Source organism: Rheinheimera sp. MM224, assembly GCF_947090785.1.
GTDB lineage: Bacteria > Pseudomonadota > Gammaproteobacteria > Enterobacterales > Alteromonadaceae > Pararheinheimera.
In genome coordinates this window covers 546,392-573,336 of record NZ_OX352320.1, presented here as the reverse complement: position 1 = coordinate 573,336, position 26,945 = coordinate 546,392, and the positions used below count along the sequence as shown (strand labels likewise).

Annotated in this window: 23 protein-coding genes; 13 read left to right on the top strand and 10 right to left on the bottom strand. The window is 47.6% G+C overall.

Annotated features, from left to right (window positions below):
* The first annotated feature begins 100 nt into the window (after positions 1–100).
* From OM978_RS02780 to OM978_RS02770, 3 genes are all read left to right on the top strand, one after another.
* On the top strand, positions 101–850 hold the full coding sequence (locus tag OM978_RS02780; RefSeq protein ID WP_264345418.1) for a 3-hydroxybutyrate dehydrogenase: 750 nt from the start codon (positions 101–103) through the stop codon (positions 848–850).
* 79 nt (positions 851–929) lie between these two features.
* Complete coding sequence (locus OM978_RS02775; RefSeq protein WP_264345417.1) at positions 930–4,418, top strand: PAS domain-containing hybrid sensor histidine kinase/response regulator; 3,489 nt, start codon at positions 930–932, stop codon at positions 4,416–4,418.
* A 92-nt stretch (positions 4,419–4,510) separates the two neighbouring features.
* A complete protein-coding gene (locus OM978_RS02770; protein ID WP_264345416.1) occupies positions 4,511–5,008 on the top strand; it encodes a hypothetical protein in 498 nt (165 codons plus the stop codon).
* Positions 5,009–5,054: 46 nt separating this feature from the next.
* Here OM978_RS02770 and OM978_RS02765 read toward each other — a convergent pair whose 3' ends face one another.
* Positions 5,055–5,951, bottom strand: coding sequence for a LysR family transcriptional regulator (locus OM978_RS02765; protein WP_264345415.1), 897 nt, complete (start codon positions 5,949–5,951; stop codon positions 5,055–5,057).
* 176 nt (positions 5,952–6,127) lie between these two features.
* On the opposite strand from OM978_RS02765, the gene OM978_RS02760 reads away from it, so the two are divergent.
* On the top strand, positions 6,128–6,298 hold the full coding sequence (locus tag OM978_RS02760; RefSeq protein ID WP_264345413.1) for a hypothetical protein: 171 nt from the start codon (positions 6,128–6,130) through the stop codon (positions 6,296–6,298).
* A 175-nt stretch (positions 6,299–6,473) separates the two neighbouring features.
* Positions 6,474–7,268 (top strand): glycoside hydrolase family 19 protein, encoded by a 795-nt coding sequence (locus tag OM978_RS02755; RefSeq protein WP_264345411.1) that lies wholly within the window; start codon positions 6,474–6,476, stop codon positions 7,266–7,268.
* Positions 7,269–7,342: 74 nt separating this feature from the next.
* On the opposite strand, the gene OM978_RS02750 is transcribed toward OM978_RS02755, so the two are convergent.
* Positions 7,343–7,990 (bottom strand): response regulator, encoded by a 648-nt coding sequence (locus tag OM978_RS02750; protein WP_264345409.1) that lies wholly within the window; start codon positions 7,988–7,990, stop codon positions 7,343–7,345.
* A 264-nt stretch (positions 7,991–8,254) separates the two neighbouring features.
* Entirely contained in the window at positions 8,255–10,489 is a 2,235-nt protein-coding gene (locus tag OM978_RS02745) for a TonB-dependent receptor (RefSeq protein ID WP_264345407.1), read from the bottom strand.
* Between the two features lie 211 nt (positions 10,490–10,700).
* Here OM978_RS02745 and OM978_RS02740 point away from each other — a divergent pair, with 211 nt between their 5' ends.
* The 4 genes from OM978_RS02740 to OM978_RS02725 all read left to right on the top strand — a co-directional run bounded on the left by OM978_RS02740 (position 10,701) and on the right by OM978_RS02725 (position 15,426).
* Positions 10,701–12,002: a GntP family permease gene (locus OM978_RS02740; protein WP_264345405.1), complete on the top strand. Its 1,302-nt coding sequence runs from the start codon at positions 10,701–10,703 to the stop codon at positions 12,000–12,002.
* 23 nt (positions 12,003–12,025) lie between these two features.
* On the top strand, positions 12,026–13,177 hold the full coding sequence (locus tag OM978_RS02735) for an E22 family MetX-like putative esterase (protein ID WP_264345403.1): 1,152 nt from the start codon (positions 12,026–12,028) through the stop codon (positions 13,175–13,177).
* A 748-nt stretch (positions 13,178–13,925) separates the two neighbouring features.
* Positions 13,926–14,402: an ASCH domain-containing protein gene (locus OM978_RS02730; protein ID WP_264345401.1), complete on the top strand. Its 477-nt coding sequence runs from the start codon at positions 13,926–13,928 to the stop codon at positions 14,400–14,402.
* A 295-nt stretch (positions 14,403–14,697) separates the two neighbouring features.
* On the top strand, positions 14,698–15,426 hold the full coding sequence (locus OM978_RS02725) for a substrate-binding periplasmic protein (RefSeq protein ID WP_264345398.1): 729 nt from the start codon (positions 14,698–14,700) through the stop codon (positions 15,424–15,426).
* Here the strand turns inward: OM978_RS02725 and OM978_RS02720 are convergent.
* The 5 genes from OM978_RS02720 to OM978_RS02700 all read right to left on the bottom strand — a co-directional run bounded on the left by OM978_RS02720 (position 15,423) and on the right by OM978_RS02700 (position 21,351).
* On the bottom strand, positions 15,423–16,469 hold the full coding sequence (locus tag OM978_RS02720; RefSeq protein ID WP_264345396.1) for an ABC transporter ATP-binding protein: 1,047 nt from the start codon (positions 16,467–16,469) through the stop codon (positions 15,423–15,425). The two genes, OM978_RS02725 and OM978_RS02720, sit on opposite strands and share 4 nt — an antisense overlap.
* Complete coding sequence (locus OM978_RS02715) at positions 16,469–18,100, bottom strand: ABC transporter permease (protein WP_264345394.1); 1,632 nt, start codon at positions 18,098–18,100, stop codon at positions 16,469–16,471. Before OM978_RS02715 ends, OM978_RS02720 begins: the two co-directional genes overlap by 1 nt.
* A gap of 96 nt (positions 18,101–18,196) precedes the next feature.
* The gene (locus OM978_RS02710) at positions 18,197–19,204 is read right to left on the bottom strand and encodes a Fe(3+) ABC transporter substrate-binding protein (protein WP_264345391.1); all 1,008 of its coding nucleotides are present in this window, start codon (positions 19,202–19,204) and stop codon (positions 18,197–18,199) included.
* 133 nt (positions 19,205–19,337) lie between these two features.
* The gene (locus OM978_RS02705; protein WP_264345389.1) at positions 19,338–20,822 is read right to left on the bottom strand and encodes a PH domain-containing protein; all 1,485 of its coding nucleotides are present in this window, start codon (positions 20,820–20,822) and stop codon (positions 19,338–19,340) included.
* Positions 20,809–21,351, bottom strand: coding sequence for a PH domain-containing protein (locus OM978_RS02700; RefSeq protein ID WP_264345387.1), 543 nt, complete (start codon positions 21,349–21,351; stop codon positions 20,809–20,811). The genes OM978_RS02705 and OM978_RS02700 overlap by 14 nt, the downstream gene beginning before the upstream one ends.
* A 130-nt stretch (positions 21,352–21,481) precedes the next feature.
* On the opposite strand from OM978_RS02700, the gene OM978_RS02695 reads away from it, so the two are divergent.
* Genes OM978_RS02695 through arsJ form a run of 3 tightly spaced genes read left to right on the top strand, consistent with a single transcriptional unit; the run spans position 21,482 to position 24,099 of the window.
* Positions 21,482–21,832, top strand: a complete 351-nt coding sequence (locus OM978_RS02695; protein WP_264345385.1) for a metalloregulator ArsR/SmtB family transcription factor — start codon at positions 21,482–21,484, stop codon at positions 21,830–21,832.
* 31 nt (positions 21,833–21,863) lie between these two features.
* On the top strand, positions 21,864–22,877 hold the full coding sequence (locus OM978_RS02690; RefSeq protein WP_264345383.1) for an ArsJ-associated glyceraldehyde-3-phosphate dehydrogenase: 1,014 nt from the start codon (positions 21,864–21,866) through the stop codon (positions 22,875–22,877).
* 22 nt (positions 22,878–22,899) lie between these two features.
* Positions 22,900–24,099, top strand: a complete 1,200-nt coding sequence (gene arsJ / locus OM978_RS02685; RefSeq protein ID WP_264345381.1) for an organoarsenical effux MFS transporter ArsJ — start codon at positions 22,900–22,902, stop codon at positions 24,097–24,099.
* Positions 24,100–24,116: 17 nt separating this feature from the next.
* Here arsJ and OM978_RS02680 read toward each other — a convergent pair whose 3' ends face one another.
* Together OM978_RS02680 and OM978_RS02675 are read right to left on the bottom strand one after the other, a co-directional pair.
* Entirely contained in the window at positions 24,117–24,614 is a 498-nt protein-coding gene (locus OM978_RS02680; RefSeq protein WP_264346911.1) for a GNAT family N-acetyltransferase, read from the bottom strand.
* Complete coding sequence (locus OM978_RS02675; RefSeq protein WP_264345379.1) at positions 24,611–24,883, bottom strand: DUF1778 domain-containing protein; 273 nt, start codon at positions 24,881–24,883, stop codon at positions 24,611–24,613. The genes OM978_RS02680 and OM978_RS02675 overlap by 4 nt, the downstream gene beginning before the upstream one ends.
* A gap of 253 nt (positions 24,884–25,136) precedes the next feature.
* Here OM978_RS02675 and OM978_RS02670 point away from each other — a divergent pair, with 253 nt between their 5' ends.
* Complete coding sequence (locus OM978_RS02670; protein ID WP_264345377.1) at positions 25,137–26,921, top strand: DUF885 domain-containing protein; 1,785 nt, start codon at positions 25,137–25,139, stop codon at positions 26,919–26,921.
* Positions 26,922–26,945 lie beyond the last annotated feature (24 nt).

The following is a 26,945-nucleotide window of genomic DNA, read 5'->3' as shown; positions in this document are numbered from 1 at the left end:
CAAAAATCAGCTGCTATAGCACTAAAGTACCGTTGTGGTTGTGTACCAGAGCACCTAACCTGCCTGGCATAAAGTTTTTGTCAGCATAGGCAGTTGAACAATGAATGTATTAATAACAGGCGGTACTGGTGGTATTGGTTTTGCGGTGGCTGAGCATTTCGGCCGTTTGGGTCATCATGTGATTTTGGCGGATATCAACAGCAGCCAACTGGATAGTCGCCAACAAGAGCTGACAGCTGCAGGTTATAAAGCAAGCAGCATACTGCTGAACTTGATGGATCAATCTTCAATAGAAGCCTGCGCCCAGGCTTATCAAATCGATATTCTGATCAACAATGCCGGAGTGCAACACGTCGCCAGGCTGGAAGATTTTCCTGAAGAAAAATGGCAACAATTGTTGCAAGTGATGCTGACAGGCCCGGCTATGCTGACCAAAGCTGTGTTGCCAAGGATGCAGCAACAAGGTTTTGGCCGGGTGATTAATATAGGTTCTATCCATGCACTGGTGGCCTCGCCTTTTAAATCCGCTTATGTCGCCGCCAAACATGGCTTATTAGGTTTTAGCAAAGTGGTCGCTTTAGAGAACGCCAATTTTGACTTCACCATCAATACCATTTGCCCTGCTTATGTCCGCACCCCTTTGGTTGATCAACAAATAGCAGCGCAAAGCAAAGAACATAACCTGACAGAGCAGCAAGTGATCGATCAGATCATGCTGGCGCCTATGCCACAAAAAGCTTTTATAGGTGTGGATGAAATTGCCAGCACAGCGGCGTTTTTATGTGAGCCCGCAGCACGGCATATCACTGCTCAGACACTGGTGCTGGATGGTGGCTGGACAGCACGTTAATGTCCAGACTCTGCACGATACTCAGAACAACAACCAGCTTTACAGCCCGCCCGGCATCAGGGCAGAATGAAGTGATTCCGTGACCACTGACCTGATTATGACCTTACCCGCCAGCAACATTGGTCTTGGCACCATTGCCGCTTTGTCTTTGCTGTATTTATTAGTGTTATTAGGTGTGGGTGCTGTGGGCCGCAGGCTGCAACGCCGCCACCCTGTGTCGCCCTGGATTTTCAGCTTCGCTTTATCGATTTATTGCACCTCATGGGCATTTTATGGTGTCACAGCTCAGGCAGCCGTCAATGGCTGGTGGATACCGCCCACTTACATAGGCTCCCTCATTCTTTTCTGGTTTGCTTTTGGCTTAATAGGCCGTATTGCCATCGCCTGTCGTCGCTACCGTATTACCTCAGTCGCCGACTTCATCGCCACCCGTTATGGTCATTCCCGTTTACTGGCGATACTCACCACAGTCATAGTGCTGATCGCCATTATTCCTTATATTTCGTTGCAGCTGCAGGCTATCAGCACCAGTATTCAGGCGCTGGTGATTATGCAGGACGACAGACCCTGGTATCAGGACACAGGGCTTTATGTCACGGTTTGGCTAGCTGTTTTTGCTTTGCTGTTTTCTGGTCGTAGCGCCAAAGCGCATCAGCCAAATCCTGGGTTAATGGCAGCCATTGCTTTTGAATCGCTGGTGAAATTACTGGCGCTTTTGAGTATTGGTATTTTTGTCTGCTGGGGTATGTTTGATGGCATGGCCGATATTTTCAGCAAAGCCGCTGAACACCCCTCGGTGCAACAAATTCAACAACAAGGCCAGCCTTCTTATGTGTATTGGGTGCATGTGTTGCTGGGTTTTATTGCGACTTTATGTTTACCCCGCCAGTTTCATGTCAGCTTTGTCGAAAACCAACAGCTGAGCCATTTGCATCAGGCTCGCTGGATATTCCCGGGCTACCTGCTGCTGATGAGTGTATTTACTCTGCCTTTAGCTTTGGCCGGTATTATGATGCTGGGCCCACAGGCCAATGTGGATTTAGTAGTACTGCAACTGCCTTTGGCCGCTAACCGCACCGACATTGCGTTACTGGCCTATTTAGGCGGATTTTCTGCCGCCACCAGCATGGTGATAGTCGCCACTGTGGTGCTGGGTATTATGATCACCAACGATTTACTCACGCCGCTGATTTACCGTAAGCAAAACACCGAAGATCCCGGGCAGCAAAAAATTAAAGTCGTCACTTTAAGACGCTGGTCCATGCTGGCCGTATTGTTTTGCGGTTATCTGTATTACCGCTGGATAGGCACCAGCACAGGCCTGGCTCAGCTGGGTTTAATGGCTTTTGCCTTAATAGCCCAATTAGCACCGGCTTTGATCTTAGGTTTATTCAGTCAGCGCATTAACAGACAAGGAGCCATCGCGGCTTTATGCAGTGGTCTGGCTATTTGGGCTTATATTTTATTGCTGCCGGAATTGGCCAGAGCTGGCTTTATTGGCGGTGACTGGTTAACTGAAGGGCCTTTAGGCATAAGCTGGTTAGCACCGTCACAGCTTTTTGGTGGCCACATCGATTCCGTCAGTTTAGGTGTGCTGTTGAGTTTGACCGTCAATACAGGGATGCTGCTTTTGGTCAGCCATTTCAGTCAAACCCGTTTAGGCGAATGGCTGGAAAGTTACCGCTTTTTACGTCGCCCAAGCCAGCCGAGTTCCAACAGCCAAAGCCCGGTATTAAGTGTGCAGGACGGTTATTTATTAGTGCGGCGTTTTGCCGGTGAAAAAGAAGCGAAAAAACTACTGCAACGTTACAGTAAAAACACAGTGGAACCCCAACAGTGGGCGAATCCTCAGTTTATGCAGGCGGTAGAGCGTAGTCTGGCTGCCGTAGTAGGTGGTGCTTCGATGCGGCTTTTACTGCAGGCATCAGGTAAACATGCTCAGCTACCTATCGAATCTGTGGCCCGTTTTGTCGACGAAGCCAGTCAGGTGTTTCAGTTTAATCAGGCCTTATTACACGCCACTATCGACAATATCAGTATGGGCATCAGTGTGGTCGACGCTGATCTAAGAGTGATAGCCTGGAATCAGCGTTACCTTGAGCTTTTTGCTTATCCGCCAGGTTTAGTTGAAGTAGGACGCCCTGTTGAAGAGCTTATCCGTTATAACCTGCAACGGGGTTTAGCGGGTCAGGCTTTATCTGAACAGGCAATCTGTCAGGAAATACAAAAGCGACTGAATTACTTACGTCAGGGCAGCAGCTACAAGTTTCAGCGCCAGCAGCAGGACGGCCGTATATTCGAAATGTTGGGCAATCCGCTGCCTGGTGGCGGTTTTGTCACCACCTACAGCGACGTTAGCTCTTTTATTGAAGTACAGCGCGAGCTGGAGCAAAGCAATAATACGCTGGAACAACGGGTGAAAAGCCGCACCGCAGAGCTGGAACAACTAAACCAGCAACTGCAGCAGACTAAACAACAACTGGAAGCCACAACAGCAGCCAAAACCCGCTTTTTTGCCGCAGCCAGCCACGATTTGATGCAACCTTTTAATGCCGCCGCCTTGTTTTGTGGTCTGATCCGTCAGCAAAGCCAGCAGGATGAAGTCAAACAACTGGCTCAAAATTTAACTCATTCGCTCAATTCTGCGGAAGAGTTGCTGGCCGCTATTCTGGAACTGACCAAACTGGATGCCGGTGTGGTCAAAGCCCAACCTGAAACTTTTGCCTTGTCTGAATTATTGGATCAAGCTGCCCGCGAAGCTGGGGTATTGGCCCAAAGCAAAGGCTTGAGCTTTAAGTATATTCCTACCCGTCTTGGCACTTTTAGTGACGCTAAGTTACTAAAACGAGTGATCCAGAATTTATTAGCCAATGCGCTGCGTTACACCCAGAGTGGCAAAATTCTGTTGGGTGTAAAACGCCAGAGTATGCAACTGCTGATTTGTGTCTGCGATACCGGCATAGGCATCAGCGAAGCAGACCAGCAAAAAATCTTTGATGAGTTCCAGCAAGGCAGTCAGGCTGACCAAAAAGGCCTGGGTATTGGGCTTGCGATCAGCCAGCGTATTTGCAGCTTATTGGGCCATGACGTCAGCTTTAATTCGGTGCCAGGCAAAGGCAGTTGTTTTTATATCAGAGTGCCACTGGCCAGAGTCAGCCAACGGGTGTTGCCCCAGCTTAAATCCAGCCAACCCAGCCGCTTTGCCGGACAACGTATTTTGCTGATGGATAACGAAGCCGTGTTACTGCAGGCTGTTTCCCAATTACTGCAAAGCTGGCACTGCGAAGTGATGGCGGTCAGCTCCCCAAATGAAGCGCTAAGTGCTGTGCAGCAAAGCTTTAAACCTGATTTGATGTTATTTGATTACCATCTGGATCATGGCGCTACAGGAGTTGAAGTGGCGGTGCAACTGGCCGAACATTTTGGCATCAGTGCACCAGTCGTCATTAATTCAGCCGATCAAAGTGCTGACATTCGCCAGCATGCACTGAATGCTGGTTTTCATTTTATGCTCAAACCTTTGAAAGAAGTGTCACTCAAGCGCTTATTGCAACGTCTGTTGAACTGAAAAAAATCCATAAACTAAATTTTCTCAACTGTGAAGCTGAACTACAGATCCTCATCTAAGCTTAGAAAAATCAATTTGTTGAGGTAAGTTTTATGTCTGCTTTAGGTATTATCCATACGCTGGTTAGCTTAATTCCAATACTACTGGCAGTCATACTGCTATTGCAGCAGGGTCATATCAATCCGCGCAGCAAGCTTGGCTTTTGGTATAGCCTGAGTACAGTCGCTGCAGTGACCACCGCTTTTACTATTATGAAAACAGGCAAGCTCAGTGAAGGGCATTTTTTAGGCATTTTGATTTTGCTGCTGATTGGCGCAGCTTATTTGTTGCCAAAACTCTCCGCATTGCAAAACTTAGCCCCTCTGCTTGAGAGAGTTCTAATGAGTACCAGCTTTTTTCTGATGTTTATTCCTACCACAGTCGAAAGCTTAAGCCGCTTACCTGTTGGCGCACCGCTGGCTCCTGAAGGTCCCGAATCGCCTTTAGTAAAACAAATTTTAGGGGTTATTTTCTTGTTATATCTGGCTGGTTTATTCTGGCAATACAAGAGGTTAAAAGGCACAACTACTAAGTTTTCACAATCTGCCTGATCAATCGGCTAACCAACTGCACGGCTGGTTCCTGGTACAGCGCAGTTTAACCAGCAGCAAACTGCTGCTGGAAAAACTGGATCACTACCTTTAAGCCCGCCTTCATATGATGGCGGTTTGGATACACCAGATGCAGCGGCAGTGGATCTGGCATGTAGTCCTGCATCACCTCGACCAGGCTGCCATTTTGCAGCTCTTTTTCCACCTGATAACGGGTGACAAACAATAACCCCATATCAGCCAAAGCTGCATGTTTTAATGCTCTGTTGCTGTTGCATAACACCCGGCCTGAGGTTAAGACTTCAATGCTCTGATCCATATACCGAAAGAACCAGGTGCGATCCGCAATGGAAGATCCTGAACTTAAACATTGGTGCTGACATAAATCTGCCGGGCTTTGGGGGGTGCCAAACTCTTTCAGGTAGCCAGGCGAAGCCACCATAGTAATAGGTAACCCCGGCAGTGATCGGGCAATAAGGCTGGAATTGGCTAAACGACCAAAACGCATGCCCAAATCCATTTTTTCTGCAATCAGGTCGACCACTTTGTCATTTAAATCCAGTTCAACACTCAACTTCGGGTATTGTTTCAAAAGCTCAGGCAACAAAGGAGCAATCAACAATGTGCCAAAGGTGACAGGCACACTGATACGAATTAAACCTGAAGGTTCGTCCCTCAGTTCGGATAAGTGATGTTCGGCCTGATCAGCCTGAGTCACAACCTGTTGGCAGTACTCAAAAAACGCCTCACCTTCGGACGTTAAACTCAACTGGCGGGTCGAGCGCTGTAATAAACGTACATTTAAATGTTGCTCTAAACGACTGATGGCTTTGCTGACTGCGCCTTTGGACATATCCAGCGCCACAGCAGCCTGGGTAAAACTGCGGCTTTCTACTACTTTGGCAAACGTAGCCATATCACTTAAACGCTGAAGCAACGACATCCCTGCACCTTTTTCTTATGCTGTTTTCGTTGTTGATTTTAACCAGATTTTTTCACTCTGACTGTTTCTTTTAGGAAACTATCTGTCTTTGTCAGCATGGCTAATCAAAACCTTACACAGCCTCTACACTGCTCATTATTCAAACAACGAGACTCAGGCCACAAGGAGACAGCTTTATGTTCAGACAAAGTTTAATTCAGGTTTTTAAAGGCTTAGCTGAGTTTCATGGTTATGTGCCAGTAGCTCCAGCTGCACAAACTGAACCCGACAAATCGACAACTGCCAGTCAGATAAAACAGGCTGTAGTTTCAGTTCCAAAACAAGCAGCAACTGTCAGTTGCTGCTAACCACCAGTTCCTAGCTAAAAGGCGTTGCCGCCTCTTGCCCACCCAAAGCGGTGGGCTTTTTTTTCTATCTATCGCATAGTCGCTGCCATCTATACAACCAAAAAAATCCTCCATCATTTCACAAAAACTGCACCATACTTTGTACCTGTTATTTTTCAACGACAGGGAGAGCATCATGCTTTATCAGGTCAAAACCGGAGATACCTTAAGTACCATAGCTTCCAGTTATTATGGTGATAGCAGCAAAGCCAGTTGGATAGCCAGTCAGAATCATCTGACCAATCCTAACCAGATTTATCCGGGTCAGCAGTTGCAGTTGCCAGATTTACCGACCACAACACCAGCCTCACTAGTGAGTCCTGCTTTGTTATCTGCTTTATGCCCAAGCTTAAGTAGCAGTGCTTTAAGTAGTTTCTGCAACGCGCTGGATCTGGATTTACCTAAAGCTCAAATCACACCGCCTTTATGTGTTGCACATTTTATGGCGCAAACGGCCCATGAAAGTGCGGGTTACTCGCAACTGAGAGAAAACCTGAACTACAGTGCCTCTGCCCTGACCTCTTTATTTGCGAAGTATTTTGTCGGCATTGACGTGAATAGCTACGCCCGCCAGCCGGAAAAAATCGCCAACCGTATTTATGCCAACAGAATGGGCAATGGCAATGAACAAAGTGGTGACGGCTGGGCCTACAGAGGCCGCGGTATTGTTCAGTTGACGGGGAAAGCCAACTATCAGGCTTTTAGCCAGGACTGGGGCGTAGATGTGGTCAGCCAGCCAGATTTAGTCGCCACAGATCCTGTGTTGGCAGTGGCGTCTGGCTGCTGGTATTGGCAAAAACGTAATATTAATGCTGCGGCACAAGCTGATGATTTGACCAAAGTCACCCAACTGATTAACGGTGGCACCAATGGTATAGAAGACAGAGCGCATTTGCTTGGCATAGCTAAACAACAGATGGGGCTAAATTAACCACAAAAATCGTAGGGGCAGGGTTTATCCCTGCCAGTCAAAAATTTCAGCCCAATCCAGGGTTAGTCGGGGAGTTAAAATTCGTCTGGCAGCTTCAGCTTCTCAAACAAAATACCGGCCAAAGTACGGTTATTCACATTCAGTTTGCGCAAAATCGCCGATACATGCTGCTTGATGGTGGTTTCCTGCACCTGCATTTCATAGGCAATTTGTTTATTCAGCAAACCGTCGGCGATCATTTTCAGCACACGAAATTGCTGGGGTGTCAGTTGCTCCAGCCTGCGGGCAAAATCCTGGTCAATCAGATCCCTGGCTTTTTCCACTTCGTTCACCAGTTCAGCCGGTACCCAACTCTCCCCTGCCACAACCTGCGCTACGGCTTCGGATAATAAATCCAGCGGCGCAGATTTTGGAATATAAGCTGAAGCTCCCAGCTGTAAGGCTTGTTTAATCACAGCAGGATCTTCAATAGCAGACACCATCAAAATGGAGATATCAGGGTATTCAGTACGAAGCGAAGTTAAACCGGCAAAACCTTCAGCATCCGGTAGTTTTAAATCCAGAAATATCAGTTCGGTATCAGGGTGTTGCAGCAATAAAGCCCATAACTGCGCCATGCTATTGGCTTGCAGCAATACAGCATCAGTGCCAAGAATTTGTTGGGAAGCTTGTGCCAGAGCGACACGGAATAGCGGGTGGTCATCAGCAATAATTGCAATCATAACAGCGCAGTATCAACTTTATAAAACCTCTTTTCACCATACTGAACCGGGGCTTTCGCCCCGGCAAGTGTTTTTTAGCCTTCGTACTTGAAGCCGCGGCTTTGTTGCCTGCGTGCTATCGCTCGGATCAAATTGGAATTTGAAACGGGCGGGGCAAGCCCAGCCCCTACAATCCTTGTCGCCTCCAATTACTTTGGCTACGCCTTTTATATCTAAAGCGGCAGATACGGGCGGAGATAAACCCCGCCCTTACGCCATCAAAGCTTAGAAACGGTATCCCAGAGTTAAACTATAAGTTCTTGGGTCGCCGTAGTAGGCAGTAATAGTTTGTTCACCCGCTAACAGTGGGAAGTTATAACCGGCAATACGGGTTTCTTTATCGCCTATGTTACGCACCTGAGCAGACAAGTCCCAGTGACCATCGTTGGAGTACCAGGTAGCTCCGGCGTTGAAGATAGTGTAGCCACCAAAGTCCAGCACTGAAGGTACTTCAAAAATCTGAGTGTCAGCGCGGTACGAACCCATCACGTTATAAACGATTTCGCCTATGCCAGCACTTTGGGTGTATTTCAGACCTAAAGTACCAGTCCACTCCGGAGTATTGGCAAAAGACCAGACATCAGATACATCAACATTGGTCTGGGAAGCCGCGTCAAAAAACACCACTTCGTTAAACTTAGCGTCTGTGTAACCTAAGATACCCGTCAGCTCTAAGTTGTTGGTCAGAACAGAGATCATCTCTACTTCAAAACCACGGATATCAGCACTGGCCGCGTTTAATACCTGAGAAGCCACAGTATTATTCACAGCCCGCTGCACAGTCACTTGCATATCGTCATAGCTGGAACTAAATGCTGCAGCATTTAAACGTAAAGTGCGATCATTCCACTCACTTTTAAAACCAAGTTCAAAGGTATCTACCGTCTCTTCCTGATACGGATCGCCCGCATTCGGGTTAATAGACTGGTTGCCGCGCATATCAAAACCACCGGATTTAAAACCGTCGGTATACGAGCCATACCACATAAAGTTTTCGTTGCTCTGGTATTCAAAACCTACACGGGGTGAAAAATGACTGAAAGTCTCGCTGCCTGCAAAGTCGGACTGCACAGCAATAGGAGTGCCTGCATCACGTGGTCTTTTGTAGCCTAAGTACACAAAACGATAAACTTCTGCGTCTTTATCATCTTCGGTATAACGGCCACCTAAAGTGAAAGACAGCTTATCTGTGTATTGATAACTACCTTGCACATAAGCAGCCACACTGTCGGTTTCAACACAACCACCGTTTTCCGTGGTTACACCCAGACCTTGCACCAGCACAGTACCAAAAGCACCACAGGCGTCACCTTTAAAATAATACAGGCCAGATGCCATCGTCAGTTTGTCGCCGTTAAACAACAACTGCAGTTCCTGCGTTGTTTGTTCGTCTTCGTAAAAGGCTGGTACGTCTAACGAAGGTAATGCTGTCGCATCAAAGTCGATATTAGTATCTGTCACCCCTTCACGTTTGGCGGTAATGGATTTAACTGTCCAGTCACTGTTGATATCCCAGGCAATAGTCAGCGACTGACCTTCAGTCACCACAGAGTTGTCAGCTGGCATGCTGGTATTGGAATCAAATACGCTTTCTGGTGGCGCATCACCAGTAACTAAACTTGGTGTTAAACGATGGCCGCCTTTGGAGTTTGAATCATCTTCAGTGCGATCAGCGGCAAAACTAAAACGTACATTGTCTGTCGCCTGATACTGCAGGCTGACACGACCTGTCAGAATATCTTTGTCGTAATTTTCTGCGCCTGTATTGAGGTAAGTACCAAAACCATCGCGATTCAGCGTGGCTAGGGCAGCACCAAAAAACAGCTTGTCTGTTAATGCAGTCTGACCGGCAATTTTAAAGTCTTTTTGGCCATAGTTACCTACAGTGCCACGTAGGCTGAGTTCATTGTCACCACTTAAAGGCTTAGTGATGTATTTCACCGCGCCGCCTATGGTATTACGGCCATATAAAGTACCCTGAGGGCCACGCAGAACTTCAATACGTTCTACATCGTAAACATCCATAGCAGCGCCTTGAGGACGGGCCATATAGACATCATCAATATAAATACCAACGCCAGGTTCAAAACCCCAAAGCGGATCCTGCTGGCCAATACCGCGGATATAAGCCGTTAAGGTGCTGTTGGTACCACGGGACACCTGCAAGGTTGTATTCGGCGAATAAGCCTGCACTGCTGTTAAGTTTTCAATACCACGCTGAGCCAGAGCTTCTGCACCTATAGAGGTTACGGCAACAGGTACCTGCTGCAGGTTTTCAGCCGTTTTGCGGGCCGTGACCTGAATCACTTCCAGTGTAGCTTCTTCTTGTTCTGCCGTTTGTGCTGCTGCGTCGTTGTTGGCCTGTTCTGCCATTACCGGATTGATTAAAGCGGACCCTATCAGCACAGCTAATAAAGTGGGTTGGAATACAGTCTTCGTCTTCTTATTGTTATGGGCCATGTGCCTTCTCCTGCTAACTTGTCCAGTACCACTCTAGGCTGTCCTGTCGAAATGTTAAGCTGTACCTTAGTACTATACCCGCCACAAACTACAGGTAAGCACATGAAAATAAAAGAGTTAACAAACAGAACAGCTAACAGACTGTACCTTAGTACTATGGTTTGACCTACAGCTTTACACCAGACTAAAGAAAAAACACAAGGTTGTTTCTATGCTGAGTTTATTTGGTCTGTTAGCGGGGCTGGTGTTACTGATAGTGCTGACCATGCGCGGGGTAAACCTATTTATTCTTGCGCCACTCTGCGCTTTATTTGTGGCTTTGTTTAACGGCATCCCATTTTGGCTGGCCGATAATCCTGCCAATTTTGTCCAGGGTTATATGTCGGGTTTTGCCGGTTTTGTTTCCAGCTGGTTTTTAATGTTTTTATTAGGCGCGCTTTTTGGCAAGCTGATGGAGCATACAGGCGCAGCCGATGCTGTGGCACTTGCCATAGTCAAACGTATCGGCAAACAACGCGCTGTACTGGCGGTTGTGCTGGCCTGTGCTGTATTGACTTATGGTGGTGTCAGCATTTTTGTCGTGGCCTTTTCCGCTTACCCTATGGCAGTTAGCTTATTTAAAGACGCCAACCTGCCGCGGCGTTTTATTCCGGCCGCCTTAGGTTTAGGTTCTGTTACTTTTACTATGACTTCAGCAGGTTCGCCTGAAATTCAAAACTGGATCCCTATTCAATACCTCGGCACCAGCCCTTATGCGGGCTGGGAAGTCAGCATCATAGTGGCGATTTTTATGGCCATCGTCGGTTATTGCTGGTTAATGAAGATGATTAAAACTGCGATGGCCAAAGGCGAATTTTTTGAAGGCCGTGAAGCGGATCCAGTAGTTGGCGACAAAGCCTTGCCTCATCCTATGATGGGTATTTTGCCTTTGCTGGTGGTGCTGCTGTTGTCGTATTTATTACATGACTCCATGCAACAAGCCGCCTTAATAGTGGCGCTGACGGGTGGTGTCACCACTTTGTATTTACTTAATCGCAAGTTCTTAACCTCTTTGGGCCAAACCCTGGATCAAGGCGCCACAGGGGCATTAATTGCTATAGGCAATACAGCTGCTGTGGTCGGTTTTGGTTCAGTCGCCAAGCTGACACCAGCTTTTGCTGCTGTGGTCGATACCATGACGCATTTACCTGGCTCTGAGCTGATAGGCGCTGCTGTGGCTGTTAGTGTGATTGCGGGTTTAACAGGTTCAGCCTCAGGCGGTCAGGCCATAGCCCTGCCTGAGATAGCACCAGTCTATTTAGAACGTGGTGTAGATGCAGAGCAGTTACATCGTGTGGTCGCTATCTCATCCGGCGCTTTAGACTCATTGCCGCACAACGGTTATGTGGTCACTACTATTCGTGCTATCTGTGGTGAAAGCCATCAAAATGCTTATTGGCCTGTTGCTGCGGTGACAGTGGTTGTGCCGACTTTGGGTGTGATGCTGGCTATTTTCCTGTTTCAATGGTTGTGATGAAAGGTGTGCCGAAAGGATTTATGATGAAACTATGGTTTGGTTTTATGCTGCTATTCAGCAGCCTTGTTCAGGCAGCAGAGCTGCCTTTAGTACAAAAACAGCAGCTGGAACTGACGCGCTTTACCACTCAAAATGGTGTGGCTTTAAAGCAGGTTAAAGTGGGCTGGGAAGCTTATGGCAAGCTCAATGCCGATAAATCCAATGTCATTTTAATCACCCATTATTTTTCCGGCACTTCCCATGCTGCAGGCAAATACCGCGCTACAGATGCAGCGCCAGGCTACTGGGACAAAATTATCGGTCCTGGTAAAGCCATAGATACCAACAAATTCTATGTACTGAGTGTCGACAGTCTGGCCAACCTGAATGCTTTTTCACCCGACGTGATCACCACAGGCCCAGCCAGTGTTAATCCGGATACAGGCAAAGCTTATGGCCTGAGTTTTCCTGTCGTCACCATTCGCGATTTTGTCGAAGTGCAAAAAGCCCTGCTGGACAAACTCGGCATTGAAAAACTCTATGCTGTGATAGGCCCTTCAATGGGTTCCTTTCAGGCCATTGAATGGGCTGTCAGTTATCCGGATAAAGTAGAACGTTTACTACCCGTGATAGGCACAGCTTATATCGACAGTTTTAGTGCTGTGCGACTGGAGCGCTGGGCTCAGCCTATTAAACAGGACCCGGACTGGAACAAAGGCGCTTATCCATTAACACAGCAACCACAAGGGTTAACGCGGGCTTTAGCTTATGTGATTCAGGATGCACTGAACCCGGAATTATTTAATCAAACCTATCCTGCCCCCGCTTTGGACAACGCTATTCATCAGGATATTCAGGCCGAACTACCAGCCTGGAACCAGCTGATCACCACCGCAAAACAACGCTCTGCCCAGATGGATGCCAATTCGTTGTTGTATCTGGTAAGAGCTTCGCAGTTATGGCGAGCTGGTATGGGTGATAACTGGCAACAGAAGCTCAAAAGTGTCAAAGCTAAAACCTTATGGTTACCCGCAACAGGTGATTTATTACTGACGCCAGCTATGACAAAACACAGTAAAGATCAGATGCCTGGCGCTGGCTACGAAGAGATTGCGGGTCAGGCAGGTCATCTAGACGGGCTTTTGAATATTCAGAGCAAAGCAGAACAAATACGGACCTTTTTAGCTCAGTAAATTATGCCATCACTATTTCTATCCACCCTGTTGAGGTTGCCTGCCTCTGGTTCAGCTAAAGCCCGTGCTTTAGCTGTTTTTTCGCGCTGAGCTGGTCAGCAATTTTGTTGTCCAACTGAAACTACACTCACCTCCGGATGGCAGAGTTATTTGTTGCTGAAGAAGGAAAAACAATCTAATTTAGAGGCTTACGGTGGCAGGGCTGGTAAATAACAGCTAGCCAAAAGGGAATAAGGTGCCAACACGTAAAACCAGACAAACGTGCTGGCACAATATACAAATGTAAGTCGTTAGGAGGCCCTTTGTTAATCATTGCGTCACTGTTGCTTATCCTATGCGGGCTAGTTCATTCGGTCCTTGGTGAAAGGTACATACTAATCCGCCTGTTTAAACGTGAAAATCTGCCACATATTTTTGGCAGTGATCAATTTACAAAAGGAACCCTTCGATTTGCGTGGCATATAACAAGTTTGACCTGGTTTGGGTTTGCGGCACTTTTAGTGTTACTGCCCGATTCGAAAATATTGCTTTTTACAGTCAGTATTCTATTTGCCGTGAGCGGTGTTTTTTCAGCTTACTACACAAGAGGTAGGCATTTATCATGGTTGGTATTTTGGGTTATCAGCGGATTGACACTAGCAAGTGCGGTTAATAGCTAACAATCGACAGCAGAATGCGCCTACGGCGCTCTCGACTCATAACAAGTTGCTCGCGTGTGTCGGGCTTTAGGTCGTAAGGAAACGCTGTTATGCACCGATCAGTAAAGCTTATGTGGGACACCTACCTTGCGCATCAATCTCAGCTATCACAGTTCCCCACTGATGCACCGCCAGCCTGGTATTTCTGCGACAACGAGACGGATGCTAATGAGTGTGCTCAGCTAGTATTGAACGGCACAAAGCGCGCAACATCACCGTCATTGTGGTTTTTTGAGACCAGCGGAGAGGCTTTGCCGCGTATAGGCGATCTGAACATAGTGACGGATTGGAGCGGTAAGGCCATATGTATTATTCGCACAACCAATGTGCAGATCCTCCCGCTGAACGAGGTCACGGAGGTTCATGCAAGAATTGAAGGTGAGGGAGACGGCTCGCTTGATTGGTGGCACAAGGCTCATTGGGACTATTACCATCACGAGCTCCAGGGAACTGGCTATGAGCCCAGGCCTGAAATGCCTATCGTCTTTCAAGAGTTTGAGCGCATATTTCCGGCAGGCGCTGCCTAATTAGCTAACCGGAGCTTTCGAACCTTCAGTCCCCACAACACCCTGCATGCAGAGCTGCACTCAGGATCTTTGCTTGTCATTCCACAGGCGACTTCTGATTGAACATGCCCTCCAATATCATAAAATTTCTTACCTTGGTGCGAGGCTTTATTCGCTACTTCCCTGTTGATCACTTTCGACCACGGATCCAACCGCCTTAGTACTGACTGATGGTGAAGAACTGGTCAAGTACATTGCTTTACCAGCTTTTTTCAGTTAAAAATCCGTACAGTAGATGAAACAAAGCAGGCAAAAAATGAAGTGGATCATCAGGTTGTGGTTGCTTGTGCTGAGCTTCAGCTTCTCTGTACAGGCAGAAGCGCTGCGTATTGTCAGTAGTGAGTTTGTGCCACACAACGGGGAAAACCTGCCCAATCAGGGGCATGCAGTTCAATTAGTCAGAGAAATTTTTGCCGCTCAGCAGCAGGACATACAGATAGACTTTTTGCCATGGCCCCGTGCTTTGTTGCAAGCCAAACAAGGTGAAGCTGCGGCTATTGTCAGCGTCTGGTTTGACGCAGAACGAGCAGGATATCTGCATTACCCCACACCGCTTTATACCAACTACCTGAAGTTTTATCACAGCACAGCAAATCCAATCGCCTTTACCGAACTAAATCAATTGGCGAAAAGGCCACTCCGATTGGGGGTTGTAAGGGGATACAGCTATCCGCAAGCCATCAAAGCCTTACCTTTTGAGTGGATAGAAGTAAACACAGATCTCGAATCCATGAAAATGTTGGCCTTGGGTAGGGTGGATTTAGTGATTTGCGAACAAATGGTAGCCGAATATTTACTGGCAACAGAACTGGCCGAATACAGCACTCAACTAAGCTCTACCGGACCTGTAGTTGAAGCAAGACCGGTGTACCTGGCCTTCTCGAAAGCATATCCTGGGGCACTGTTGATGCAGCAAAAGTTTGAACAGGGTCTGCAAAAACTGAAGCAACAGCACCGACTTGAACTGCTGCAGCCCGACTATTAGTCCACCAATCTTTGCCGCTGAAATAACACCAAATGATCCAACTCCAGCTTAATGCCAATGCGGCTTTGCAACTGATGATCATGATGGCTCGGCGCTAAACAATACACCTGCTCTGCCCCTTCTAATTCCAGGCTATATAAAATATGCGAGCCACGGAATGATTTGCCAACAACTTTGGCAGTAAAACCACTTTGATCGTCATGCACTATATCGTCCGGTCGCACCAGCAAATCTACTGTGACACCAGATGGAAAATCCGACTGAGTCTGGGCAAAAACACCTAAGGCCGTATACACCTTATCGTCTGCTAACACTTCGCCTTTGAGTAAAGCACCGTGCCCAACAAAGTCCGCCACAAATCTATTGGCTGGCTGATGATATAGCTCATAAGCACTGCCCCACTGCTGCAGCTTGCCATGTTGCATCACGCCTATCTGATCAGCCATCGCAAAAGCTTCAAACTGATCATGAGTCACCATCAAGGCGCTGATTCCCCGCAGCTTGATAATAGCGCGGATATCCTGTGCCAATGCTTCACGTAAATCAGCATCCAAACCGGAGAAAGGTTCATCCAATAACAGGACGTCTGGCTCTGGTGCTAAAGCCCGGGCTAAAGCCACCCGCTGCTGCTGACCACCAGACAGCTGATGCACATAACGCTCGCCCAAAGTGGGCAAGCCTACTAAAGCTAGCAGTTCGGCCACTACCTGTTGCTGCTGTGCTTTTGGCATTTTCTTTAATCCAAAGGCAATATTTTGCGCCACTGTCAGATGCGGAAAAAGCGCGAAATCCTGAAATACCATACCTATACGGCGCTGCTCAGGATTCATCATCTTGCCGGGCTCAGACAAGATTGTATCAGCCAACAGTACAGAACCTGTGTGCACAGGTTCAAAACCTGCAATAGCTCGTAATAAACTGGTTTTGCCGCAGCCGGAAGGCCCTAACAAACAACCTATCTGGCCTTGTTGCAAAGTGAGACTCACATCTTTGACCACAGTAGCCTGGCCATAAGCTATGGAAACTTGTTGTAAAACCAGCACTAAGTTGCTCCTCTGTTAGAACGATCCAAAGCTCGGGACAACAGGATCACCGGAATTAAACCTATCAGTACTATGGCAAGTGCAGGCAAAGCTGCATCGGCCAGCCGCTCATCTGACGCCAGCTCGTAACTGCGTACCGATAAGGTATTAAAGTTAAAAGGCCGCAGCAATAAAGTGGCAGGTAACTCTTTGAGCACATCCACAAACACCAGTAATAAAGCGCTCAGCACTGAAGCCCGAAGCAGAGGCAAGTGCACCCGCTTGAGCACCCCAACCGGGCTTTCGCCTAAGCTACGGGCGGCGTTATCCATTGAAGGCGTAATGTTCATCAGACCGGCTTCGACACTATGCAAAGCCACAGCGATAAACCGTACCGTATAAGCCAGCACCAGCGCTACTAAAGTGCCGGACAATAACAAACCAGTGCGAACACCAAACTGCTGCTCGGCCCATAAATCTATCGAGTTATCCAAAGCGGCCAGCGGTAACATCACGCCTATGGCGATCACTGTGCCAGGTAAGGCGTAGCCCATAGCGGCTATACGCACAGGCAAAACCAAAGACCAATGGCCGGATAAGCGTTTGGCATAAGCAAAACATAAAGCCAGACTGGCGGTGACCACAGCTGTTAAAGCAGCCAGGGAAAAGCTATTGATTAAAAGCTGAATAAAATCTGGCGAGAATAGCTGTTCAACACGTTCCAAAGCCCAGCCCAGCAGCTGCAAAGCAGGCAACAGAAAACCTGACAGCACTGGCACTAAACAAAGCAGTAACATGCCAAATCCGGCCAGCCCCTGCACAGGCTGTCGGGTCGGTTCCTGCTGCTTTTGGCCTTGCTGATAAAACTTCAGTTTGCGTCTGGACCATTGCTCCAGATAAAGCAGCAACAACACAAAACTACACAAAAGTGCCGACAGTTGCGCAGCCCCAACCTGATTGCCCATGCCAAACCAGGTGCGGAAAATACCAGTGGTAAAAGTGGTGACACCAAAATACTGCACAGTGCCGTAGTCGGCAAAAGCTTCCATCATCGCCAATGCCGCCCCTGTCAAAATCGCAGGACGGGCTACAGGCAATGCCACTTTCCAGAAATGCTGACGCGGTGTGAAACCTAAAGTGCGGCTGGCTTCGAGTAAGGAACCTGACTGTTGGCGAAAGGCTGTGCGTGCCAACATATAAACATAAGGGTAAAGCACCAGCGACAACATCAGTATAGCGCCGGGCAAAGAACGGATTTCAGGGAAATAATAATCGCCGTACGACCAGCCAAACCAAAGCCGCAACTGGCTTTGCACTGGTCCGGCAAAATCCAGCAAGCCGGTATAACTGTACGCCATGATATAAGCCGGAATCGCCATAGGCAGCAGCAATAACCACTGCACCACAGTTCTGCCAACAAACTGATAACGTGCCACAGTCCAGGCCATTAAAGTGCCAATGCCAGCACTTAACACACCTACACCTAAAGCCAATAACAAAGAGTTAGTGACATAATCGGCCAGCACAGTATCCAGCAAATGCGCCCATAATTCAGGCTGAGGCGTTAATAAAGAGCCAAGCACCACCAGCACAGGCACTGCCAATAGCAAAGCGAACACAGTGATAGTCCGGCTAAATAACGGGCTGGTCAAACGACAGATATCCTTTTAAAACACTGCATCATTAAAAACGTAGGGGCGACCTTTAGGATCGCCCGCTTATCCGATCAACAAAACTACGCAGGGGAATTACTTCCAGCCCGCCTTGTCCATCACCTGAATTGCTTTCGCATTTAATTCGCCTAAAGTCGATAATTGTAACTGCTCAGCCTTAAATTGCCCAAAAGATTCAAGGCGTTGGCTCCACTTTACATCAACCACTACCGGATACTCATGGTTAGTCACGGCGTACCAGCTTTGGCTTTCAGGCTTCACCATATATTCCAATAGCTTTATGGCTTCTGCTTTGTTCGGCGCATATTTAGCGACACCAGCACCAGAGATATTGATATGAGCGCCACGGTCCTGCTGATTTGGCCAGAATACTTTCACCGCTTCAGCTGCAGCTTTATCACCAGCATCATCAAACATACCACCTAAATAATAGGTGTTGGCTATGGCGATATCACAAACACCAGCAGCCGCTGCTTTGATTTGGTCGCGGTCTCCACCTTTTGGCGGCTGAGCGAAGTTTTTGACAAAGCCATTGGCCCAGGCCTGAGTTTTTTCTTCACCCAGCTGAGCTATTAAAGCCGCCACCATCGACTGGTTATAAATATTGTCGGACGAGCGCACGCAGATTTTGCCTTTCCATTTTGGGTCGGCCAAATCTTCGATAGTGCTTAACTGTTCTGGTTTCACTTTACCCGGCACATACATGATTGGACGGGCGCGTTTAGTTAAACCAAACCACTGCTGTTTTGGGTCACGTAAACCTGCCGGAATAGCGTCGGTCAGTACCTTTGAATCGATAGGCTGCAATAAACCCTGCACTTCGGCGCGATATAAACGGCCGACGTCTGTGCTAATTAGCAAGTCTGCCGGGCTGTTGCGACCTTCACTTTGCATGCGGCTAATCAGTTCATCCGGCTTGCCGGTGATCAAATTCACTTTAATACCAGTGTCCTTGCTGAATTGATCCAGCATAGGTTTTAGCAATTCTTCCTGACGGCCAGAATACACATTCACTTCTGCAGCCTGTGCCAAAGTCGCGGCTGTTAAGGCCGCAGCCACTAAAGATTTTTGCCAGAATTTCATCGGATACTCCATTGGGGGTTCACTGAAAGTTGCCGCAGTATAGCCACAAACAAGAACTGTTCTCAAATAACAAAACTGATTTTGCTGTAAGTTGCTGCTTTAAAGAGTTAAACCACAGCGGCTGAATTCATCATTATTCAGCATCAATACGGCCCGATACAGCAAGCAGACCATGACCAAACTCAGGCCGCAACTGCAGTACTTGCGTATAAAGCTCCTGTGCTTGCTGATTTGGGATAGCGGCCAGCGTCACACTGCCATTAGCTGTACTGAAGTTAACCTGCACCAGTTGCTGCCGGTGAAAAAACAACGACTGCACCAGCTGTACTTTTTGTACCTGCTGCAGCGGCACTATTTGCCAGAACTGACCAAGACCACCATGCCACAGATACAACACCTGATCCTGCACACAGAATCCATGCCAACGACGGTAGGCCCATAGATCACCAAGCAACCACAGTGCAGCAGCAAACAAAGCCGCAGCGCCCGTACTCAAAGCAATAACTTCGCTTTGCCACAATACAACCGCGAGCAAACTAAGCAGCAAAATGATGATGCCCCGGAGCAACAACAAGCGCCGGAAATAAGCCGGAACATAACGCTGCAAGGGTAACTGCTGGATATCGGATAAGGCCAAAAGCTGCTGTGCCTGCAATTGCTGATTGATGTCATCACCTGTCTGGCCTAACAGAGCAAACTTACTTTTCTGTTCCTGAGAATTGGTGAAACCATGAAAAATAAGTGAAAAATGACCCAAAAACCGCGCCAGCCAGGGCTGACTGACAGTGAGCATCTGCACCCTTTTCGTCTGGATGCGCAGCGACTTTTTCAGCAAAGTGCCCTGGAGCAGCTGTAACTGCTGGCCATCACGCAAAAAACGCTGTGGATAAAGCCAAATCCAGGTCATCAGCACTAACACCAAAACCACCAGCAGCAATAGGATCAGGCTGGCCGCTATTTGCAAGGTGAAACTCTGTTCTCGCCCTGATTGTTGCAACACCTCACGGCCCTGAGCAAACCAAAGTTCAAAGAGTTCGCCATCAAACTGCGACTGGACCGCACCAAAGACAGCCAGTAGTGGTAACCACAAATGCTTGTTGTATAAAGTCGCCAACCAAATCCGAAAAAATGGCGTGGAAGGCAGAGCCTGATCAACCTGCATCCCCCCTTGCAACAAAGCAAGTTGCTGCGACGTCAAGCCGGTCAGATAAAACTCCTGTTGCTGACTACCGGCACTATCAAGACTGACTGTAAATAACCGCAGTGGCCTGAAGTAAAAAGGTTGTTGAACCTGTAGTTCCTGAATACGCGAATTCGCCAACAGCAGATGTTCTTTTTGCAGCAAACCACGGCGCAGCTCAATACCTTGAGCAGAGACACGAAACAGGGTATAGCGCCAGTTTAGCACCGCACTGCCGAATATCAGCAGTGCCAGAGCCGTTATCCCATAGGGTGCATAAGCCTGAAACCTATCGCTAAAGGACAAATAGGCCCCACCCAGGATCACGCCAACCCATTGCGTTATAGCTTTCACCAGCAAAGGCAGCAAGGCCCAGATAGAACTGCGCTGCCAATGCTCAGTTGCCGCCAACTGTTCTGGCCTATCAGTGTTCAGCATCAGTATCTCCACGTGGGATCAACTGACTAAGCTGCTCACTCAATGCCTGCGCGACTCCATATTCTATATCAGCCAGCGCCGCTTCAGCATCCAGACCACCAGCTGTATAGACTTTTAATGTGGCCAGCCCAAAGCGTTTTTGTAGTGGTCCCTGGCTAATAGTCACATGTTGCACACGATGCAGCGGGATCAACGCAGCTCTGCGCCAGAATACGCCGGATTGCAGCAAAAAATCCTGAGTACGTAGTAAAAATCTGGTGTGCCGAATTTCCAGTGGTAAGTAAAACCAACTGGTCAGAAATATCAGTCCGGTTAAACCCCAACAGGCTAAAACCAGCGGAAATAGTAAGTGCGAATCCCACCACCACTGCGCAACCATTAATCCGCTTACCACAACAATTAAAGTCAGCAACCAACTGCAGCGTCTTTTGGTCAAAGCCACAGTGGGTAACAACAACCACTGTTCCGGTAATGGACCGGTCAAGCATTGGTCATCTAAAAATCCAGCGTCAAGCAGCTGATTGGTCATGGCTGAGCTTCCTTGTTTTCAATAGTGCCAGCATATCGCAAAGGCTTGCGTCTCCCAAGATTTAGGTTTACATATGGAAAAACATATATAGACTACTACATATGGTTTTCCATATGTAAAGTAATAGACTATGCAACTCAACCCTATCACCTTTTTTAAAGCGCTGTCGGATGAAACCCGACTGCGTAGTTTGTTGCTGATCCAGCAGGAACAAGAGCTTTGTGTCTGCGAACTAGTGGCTGCGCTGGCAGATAGTCAGCCGAAAATTTCCCGTCATTTAGCTCAATTACGCCGCGATGGTATTTTGCTCGACCGTAAACAAGGCTTATGGGTTTATTACCGCTTAAATCCTGAATTACCGCAGTGGGCTTTGTGGTGTCTGCAACAGACAGGTACGTCGAATTCTGCTTGGCTGGAGTTAAACCAACAGCAACTGTGCCAGATGGGCGACAGACCAGAGCGGCAAAAAGGCTGCTGTTAAGCTTTTAACCACTTCACTTTAAAGGATTTTTATGAAAAAAATTAAACTAGGTATCAATGGTTTTGGCCGTATTGGTCGTCTGGCATTACGAGCTTCTTTTGATTGGCCTGAATTTGAGTTTGTGCACATCAACGATCCGGCCGGTGACGCTGCTACTTTTGCTCATTTACTGAATTTCGACTCAGTGCACGGCCGCTGGAAGCATCAGGCTGAAGCTGAAGGCAATACAGTGGTTATCAAAGAACAGCGTATTGCTGTCACGCACAATAAAGCCATCAACGACACCGACTGGTCAGGTTGCGATGTCGTGATTGAATGCTCTGGCAAAATGAAAAGCTCAGCCCAGTTGCAGGCTTATTTAGACCAGGGTGTAAAACGTGTTGTGGTCAGCGCGCCGGTTAAAGAAGCAGGTGTATTAAACGTAGTCATGGGTGTGAATCATCATCTATTTAATGCTCTCACACATAAGATAGTCACGGCGGCCAGCTGTACTACCAACTGTCTGGCGCCTGTGGTCAAAGTGATCCATGAAAAGCTGGGTATTAAACATGGATCTATCACCACCATTCACGATTTAACTAATACTCAGTCTATTCTGGATACACCCCACAAAGATTTACGCCGCGCCCGTGCTTGTGGCAGCAGCTTAATTCCAACCACCACAGGCTCTGCCACTGCTATTACCGAAATATTCCCTGAGTTAAAAGGCCGGTTAAATGGCCATGCTGTGCGGGTGCCGCTGGCCAATGCGTCCTTAACCGACTGCGTATTTGAAGTAGAACGCGCCACCACAGCCGAAGAAGTCAACGCCCTCTTAAAAGCGGCGTCACAACAGGAACTCAAAGATATTCTGGGTTATGAAGAGCGACCTCTGGTATCGGTAGATTATAAAACCGATCCACGCTCAAGCATTATCGATGCCTTATCCACTATGGTAGTAAACGACACTCAGGTAAAAATTTACGCCTGGTACGATAACGAATGGGGTTACGCCAACCGCACAGTGGAATTAGCCAGGATGGTAGGTTTGGTGGATCAGCCGTAGAACAACAACGAGGTTTTTAATTATGCAGACAGCACTAAAGCAATATCTGGTTGTGACCGGCAACTACTGGGCTTTTACCCTGACCGACGGCGCTTTGCGGATGTTGGTGCTGCTGCATTTTTATAAACTCGGCTACAGCCCTTTAGAAATAGCGTCGTTATTTGTGTTTTACGAGCTATTTGGCGTGCTGACGAACTTGTTTGGAGGCTGGTTGGGTGCTCGTATTGGGTTAAATAAAACCATGAATATTGGGCTGTTTTTACAAATAGCAGCGCTTTCGATGTTATTGGTTCCGGCTGAGTTATTAATAGTACCCTGGGTGATGGCCGCTCAGGCTTTGTCTGGCATCGCCAAAGATTTAAATAAAATGAGCGCTAAAAGCTCGATTAAATTACTGGTGCCGCAGGACTCCCAAAGCAAGTTGTATCAGTGGATAGCTGTGCTTACAGGTTCGAAAAATGCCCTAAAAGGGGTTGGCTTTTTTATCGGTGGTTTTTTGTTAACTCAAATCGGTTTTCAGGGGGCTGTAGCTGTGATGGCCGGAGCTTTAGCTCTGGTTTGGTTACTGAGTTTAGCCCTGCTGAAAAAAGACTTAGGCAAAAGCAGTTACAAACCCAAGTTTAAAGACATGTTATCCAAAAGTGGCCCAATTAACTTGTTGTCGGCTGCGCGTTTGTTTTTATTTGGTGCGCGGGATTTATGGTTTGTTATAGCCCTGCCGCTGTTTTTAGCTCAGCAACTGGCCTGGAGCCAGCAGGCCATAGGTACTTTTCTGGCATTGTGGATTATTGGTTATGGTGTGGTGCAAAGCCTGGCTCCATTTATTACTGGTAAACGCTCCGGCAAAGTACCGGGACGCTGGGCTGCTGTGGGCTGGGCCATCGCACTTTGTATTATTCCGGCGCTATTGGCCAAACTCTTACCTCTGCCCTTCCCGACTGAAACCTTATTAGTGTCAATGCTGCTGTTATTTGGTGCTGTCTTTGCGGTGAATTCGTCTTTGCACAGCTATTTGATTGTAAGCATGGCCAAAACCGACGGTGTATCGCTGGACGTTGGTTTTTATTATATGGCCAACGCCATGGGCCGCTTAATTGGCACTGTATTGTCAGGTTATTTGTATCAAACCCAAGGTTTAGAAGCCTGCCTTGTCTGGTCCAGCGGTTTTATTCTGGCGACCGTGCTGTTGTCCTGTTTTTTGCCAAAGGCGAAAGTCGAATAGAAAAACAAAGATCTCATTCAGCCAAAGCTGGCCCGCACATCCGCTATGGTGATAAAGAGTTTATGTTCACTATCTTCAAAACAGCGAAAGCCATATTTTTGATAAAAACCTTTTGCGCCGTCTTTTGCATCCACAATAACAATAGGGAAACCTACTGCATCACTGGCTTGCAGTAGTTTTTTAACAGCGTCAATCAACATCCACTCGCCTGTTTTCTGACCTTTGTATCTTTCATCCACTGCCAGTCGTGCGATCAGCCCACCCGAGGTTGAAGACTGGTGTTTTTTCTGCAGTGATGCCGGAAGACTTTGTATATCTATCGGAGTCATGGTCAGAGTATAAAAACCAACAATGTGTTGTGGGTTAGCTTTATCTTCAAGCACAAAAGTACGGGTATTGTCTTTTTTACTTTGCTGACTGGCCATGACTTTTAAGTAGTTGTTTAACGCATCAATACCACAGTTAAATCGATTTCTGTCGTGCTTCGATTTATCCAGTAATACAGTTTGCATTATTGAACTTTGCCTTCATAACGTGCAAAAGCTGCAGCCAGATGAGGATGTACAGTCGCCGGGTTATCAAGCGCGTCCATCAATAACATGGCATCACGCTGAGAAAGCTTCAGAGTTTGCTCACGCTCAATGATTTGTTTGGCTTTCTCAACCGCCGCGCTGAGTACAAAGGAATTGATGCTCGAAACCCCAGTTATAGCTGCAGCCTTAGACAGTAAGTTTTGGGTTTCAGCATCAACCCGAGCCGTGATTCGAGGTGGTGTAGTCGTCATAATTTATTCCCTCCGTGCCAAAATGGCACTTTGCTAAATTATCGGCTTCTATTGATAAAAGATCAAGCTGCGTGCCAAATTGGCACGCTTTATCGAACTCCGAGTATCAAACTCAGGGTTTAAACGCCTTCGTTGATTTACACAGAATGCGATGTGACGTTTAAATCGCGGGTTAGAAGTTGCCACCAGATAAAGGGGTCATGCTAAGGTGAGGATATACAACTCAGCTTATTGATCAGTCTGGAGAAAACCTGTGTTAAGGTCCCGCAAATTATTGTCTTTTTTTACTCATTCCCTGCTTAGCCTGGCGCTACTGTGGCTGGCACCTGCCGCCTTAGCCGCTACTGCGACAGAGCAACTGCAAAAAGTTATAGATGACCATTGGCAATACAGCCTGCAGGAAGACCCAATCAGCGCAGGCAGGATGGGACTGGCTGGTTACAATAATCGTCTGCCTGGTGTGACAGCCAAAGATCGTGCTCGTCGGCTGAAGGCTGAACAAGCTTTACTGCAACGTCTGCAAGCAATTGAACCACAACAACTCACAGACTCAGACCGCGTCAATCATCAACTGCTGGGCTGGGTGCTGCGTAATTCGATCCAGTCCAATAAGCTGTTCCTTGACCGCATTCCGGCCAATACCTTTTATAGTTTCTGGAGCTCAGCTCTGGATGCCAGCAGTGGTCTGTCTATGCCTAAAGTAGCGGATTATCAGGACTACATAGCCCGCATCAATGACTTTGGCCGCTATTTTGACGAAAACATTGCCAATATGCGCACTGGTATTAAAGACGGCTTTGTTTTACCAAAAATTGTCGTTCAGGGTATAGCCCCGACAGTGCGCGCTCAGGTTTATAAGGATCCAACACAAAGCAGTTTGTACGAACCTTTTAAAACACTGCCAGCGGCCTTTTCTCAAAGTGAGCAACAGCAATTACAAAGTGCCGCCAAGAAGGCTATTCAGCAGGTCGGTTTGCCAGCTTTTGCCCGCTTAGCCGACTTCCTTGAAGGCGACTATATGCAGGCCGCAACAGAGAGTCTGGCGGCGGAACAATTACCAGAAGGTAAAGCCTATTACCGTCATACCATCAACACCTATGTGACACAGGACATGGATCCGGCAGAAATCCACAACATTGGCTTGTCGGAAGTGAAGCGTATCCGCACCGAGATGGATGCTCTGATCAAAGAAACTGGCTTTAAAGGCAGCTTCACCGACTTCACGAAATTTCTACGCACTGATCCGCAGTTTTATGCAAAAACACCAAGAGAACTGCTAAAAGAAGCCTCTTACATCGCCAAACGTATTGATTACCGGCTGCCGGAATTTTTCGGCAAACTGCCACGTCTGCCTTATGGTGTGGTGCCGGTTCCAGCCGAAATAGCACCCAACTACACTACTGCCTCTTATAACCCTGCAGCTATTGGTGGCATCCGTGGTGGTGCTTATTGGCTAAATACCGATTCGCTGGATCAGCGTCCACTATATGAACTGGTGGCTCTGACTTTGCACGAATCTGTACCTGGCCATCATTTACAAAATGCTTTGTCACAAGAGCTGGAAAATGTGCCGCAATTTCGCCGTAACCTGTATTTAAGCGCCTATGGCGAAGGCTGGGGTTTGTATGCCGAACGTCTTGGTGTGGAAATGGGCGTGTATGAAAATGCCTATCAGCAATTTGGCCGCCTGAGTTATGAAATGTGGCGCGCTTGCCGTTTGGTAATAGACACAGGTATTCACTCCCAAGGCTGGAGTCGCCAGCAAGCGCTGGATTTCCTGTCCAACAACACATCTTTATCACAAGCCAATGTGAGAGCTGAAGTGGATCGTTATATTTCATGGCCTGGTCAGGCGCTGTCGTACAAGATGGGCGAAATTAAAATCCGTCAGTTGCGAGCCAAAGCCGAACAAAAACTGGGTAATAAATTTGACCTGCGCGCTTTTCATGATGCTTTGTTAGCCAATGGCGCTTTACCACTGGAAATTCTGGAAGCAGAAATGGATCGTTTTATTAGTAAGGCTGCTACCGTCAAGTAAGTGCTGAGCGTCTCAGCGTGGTCT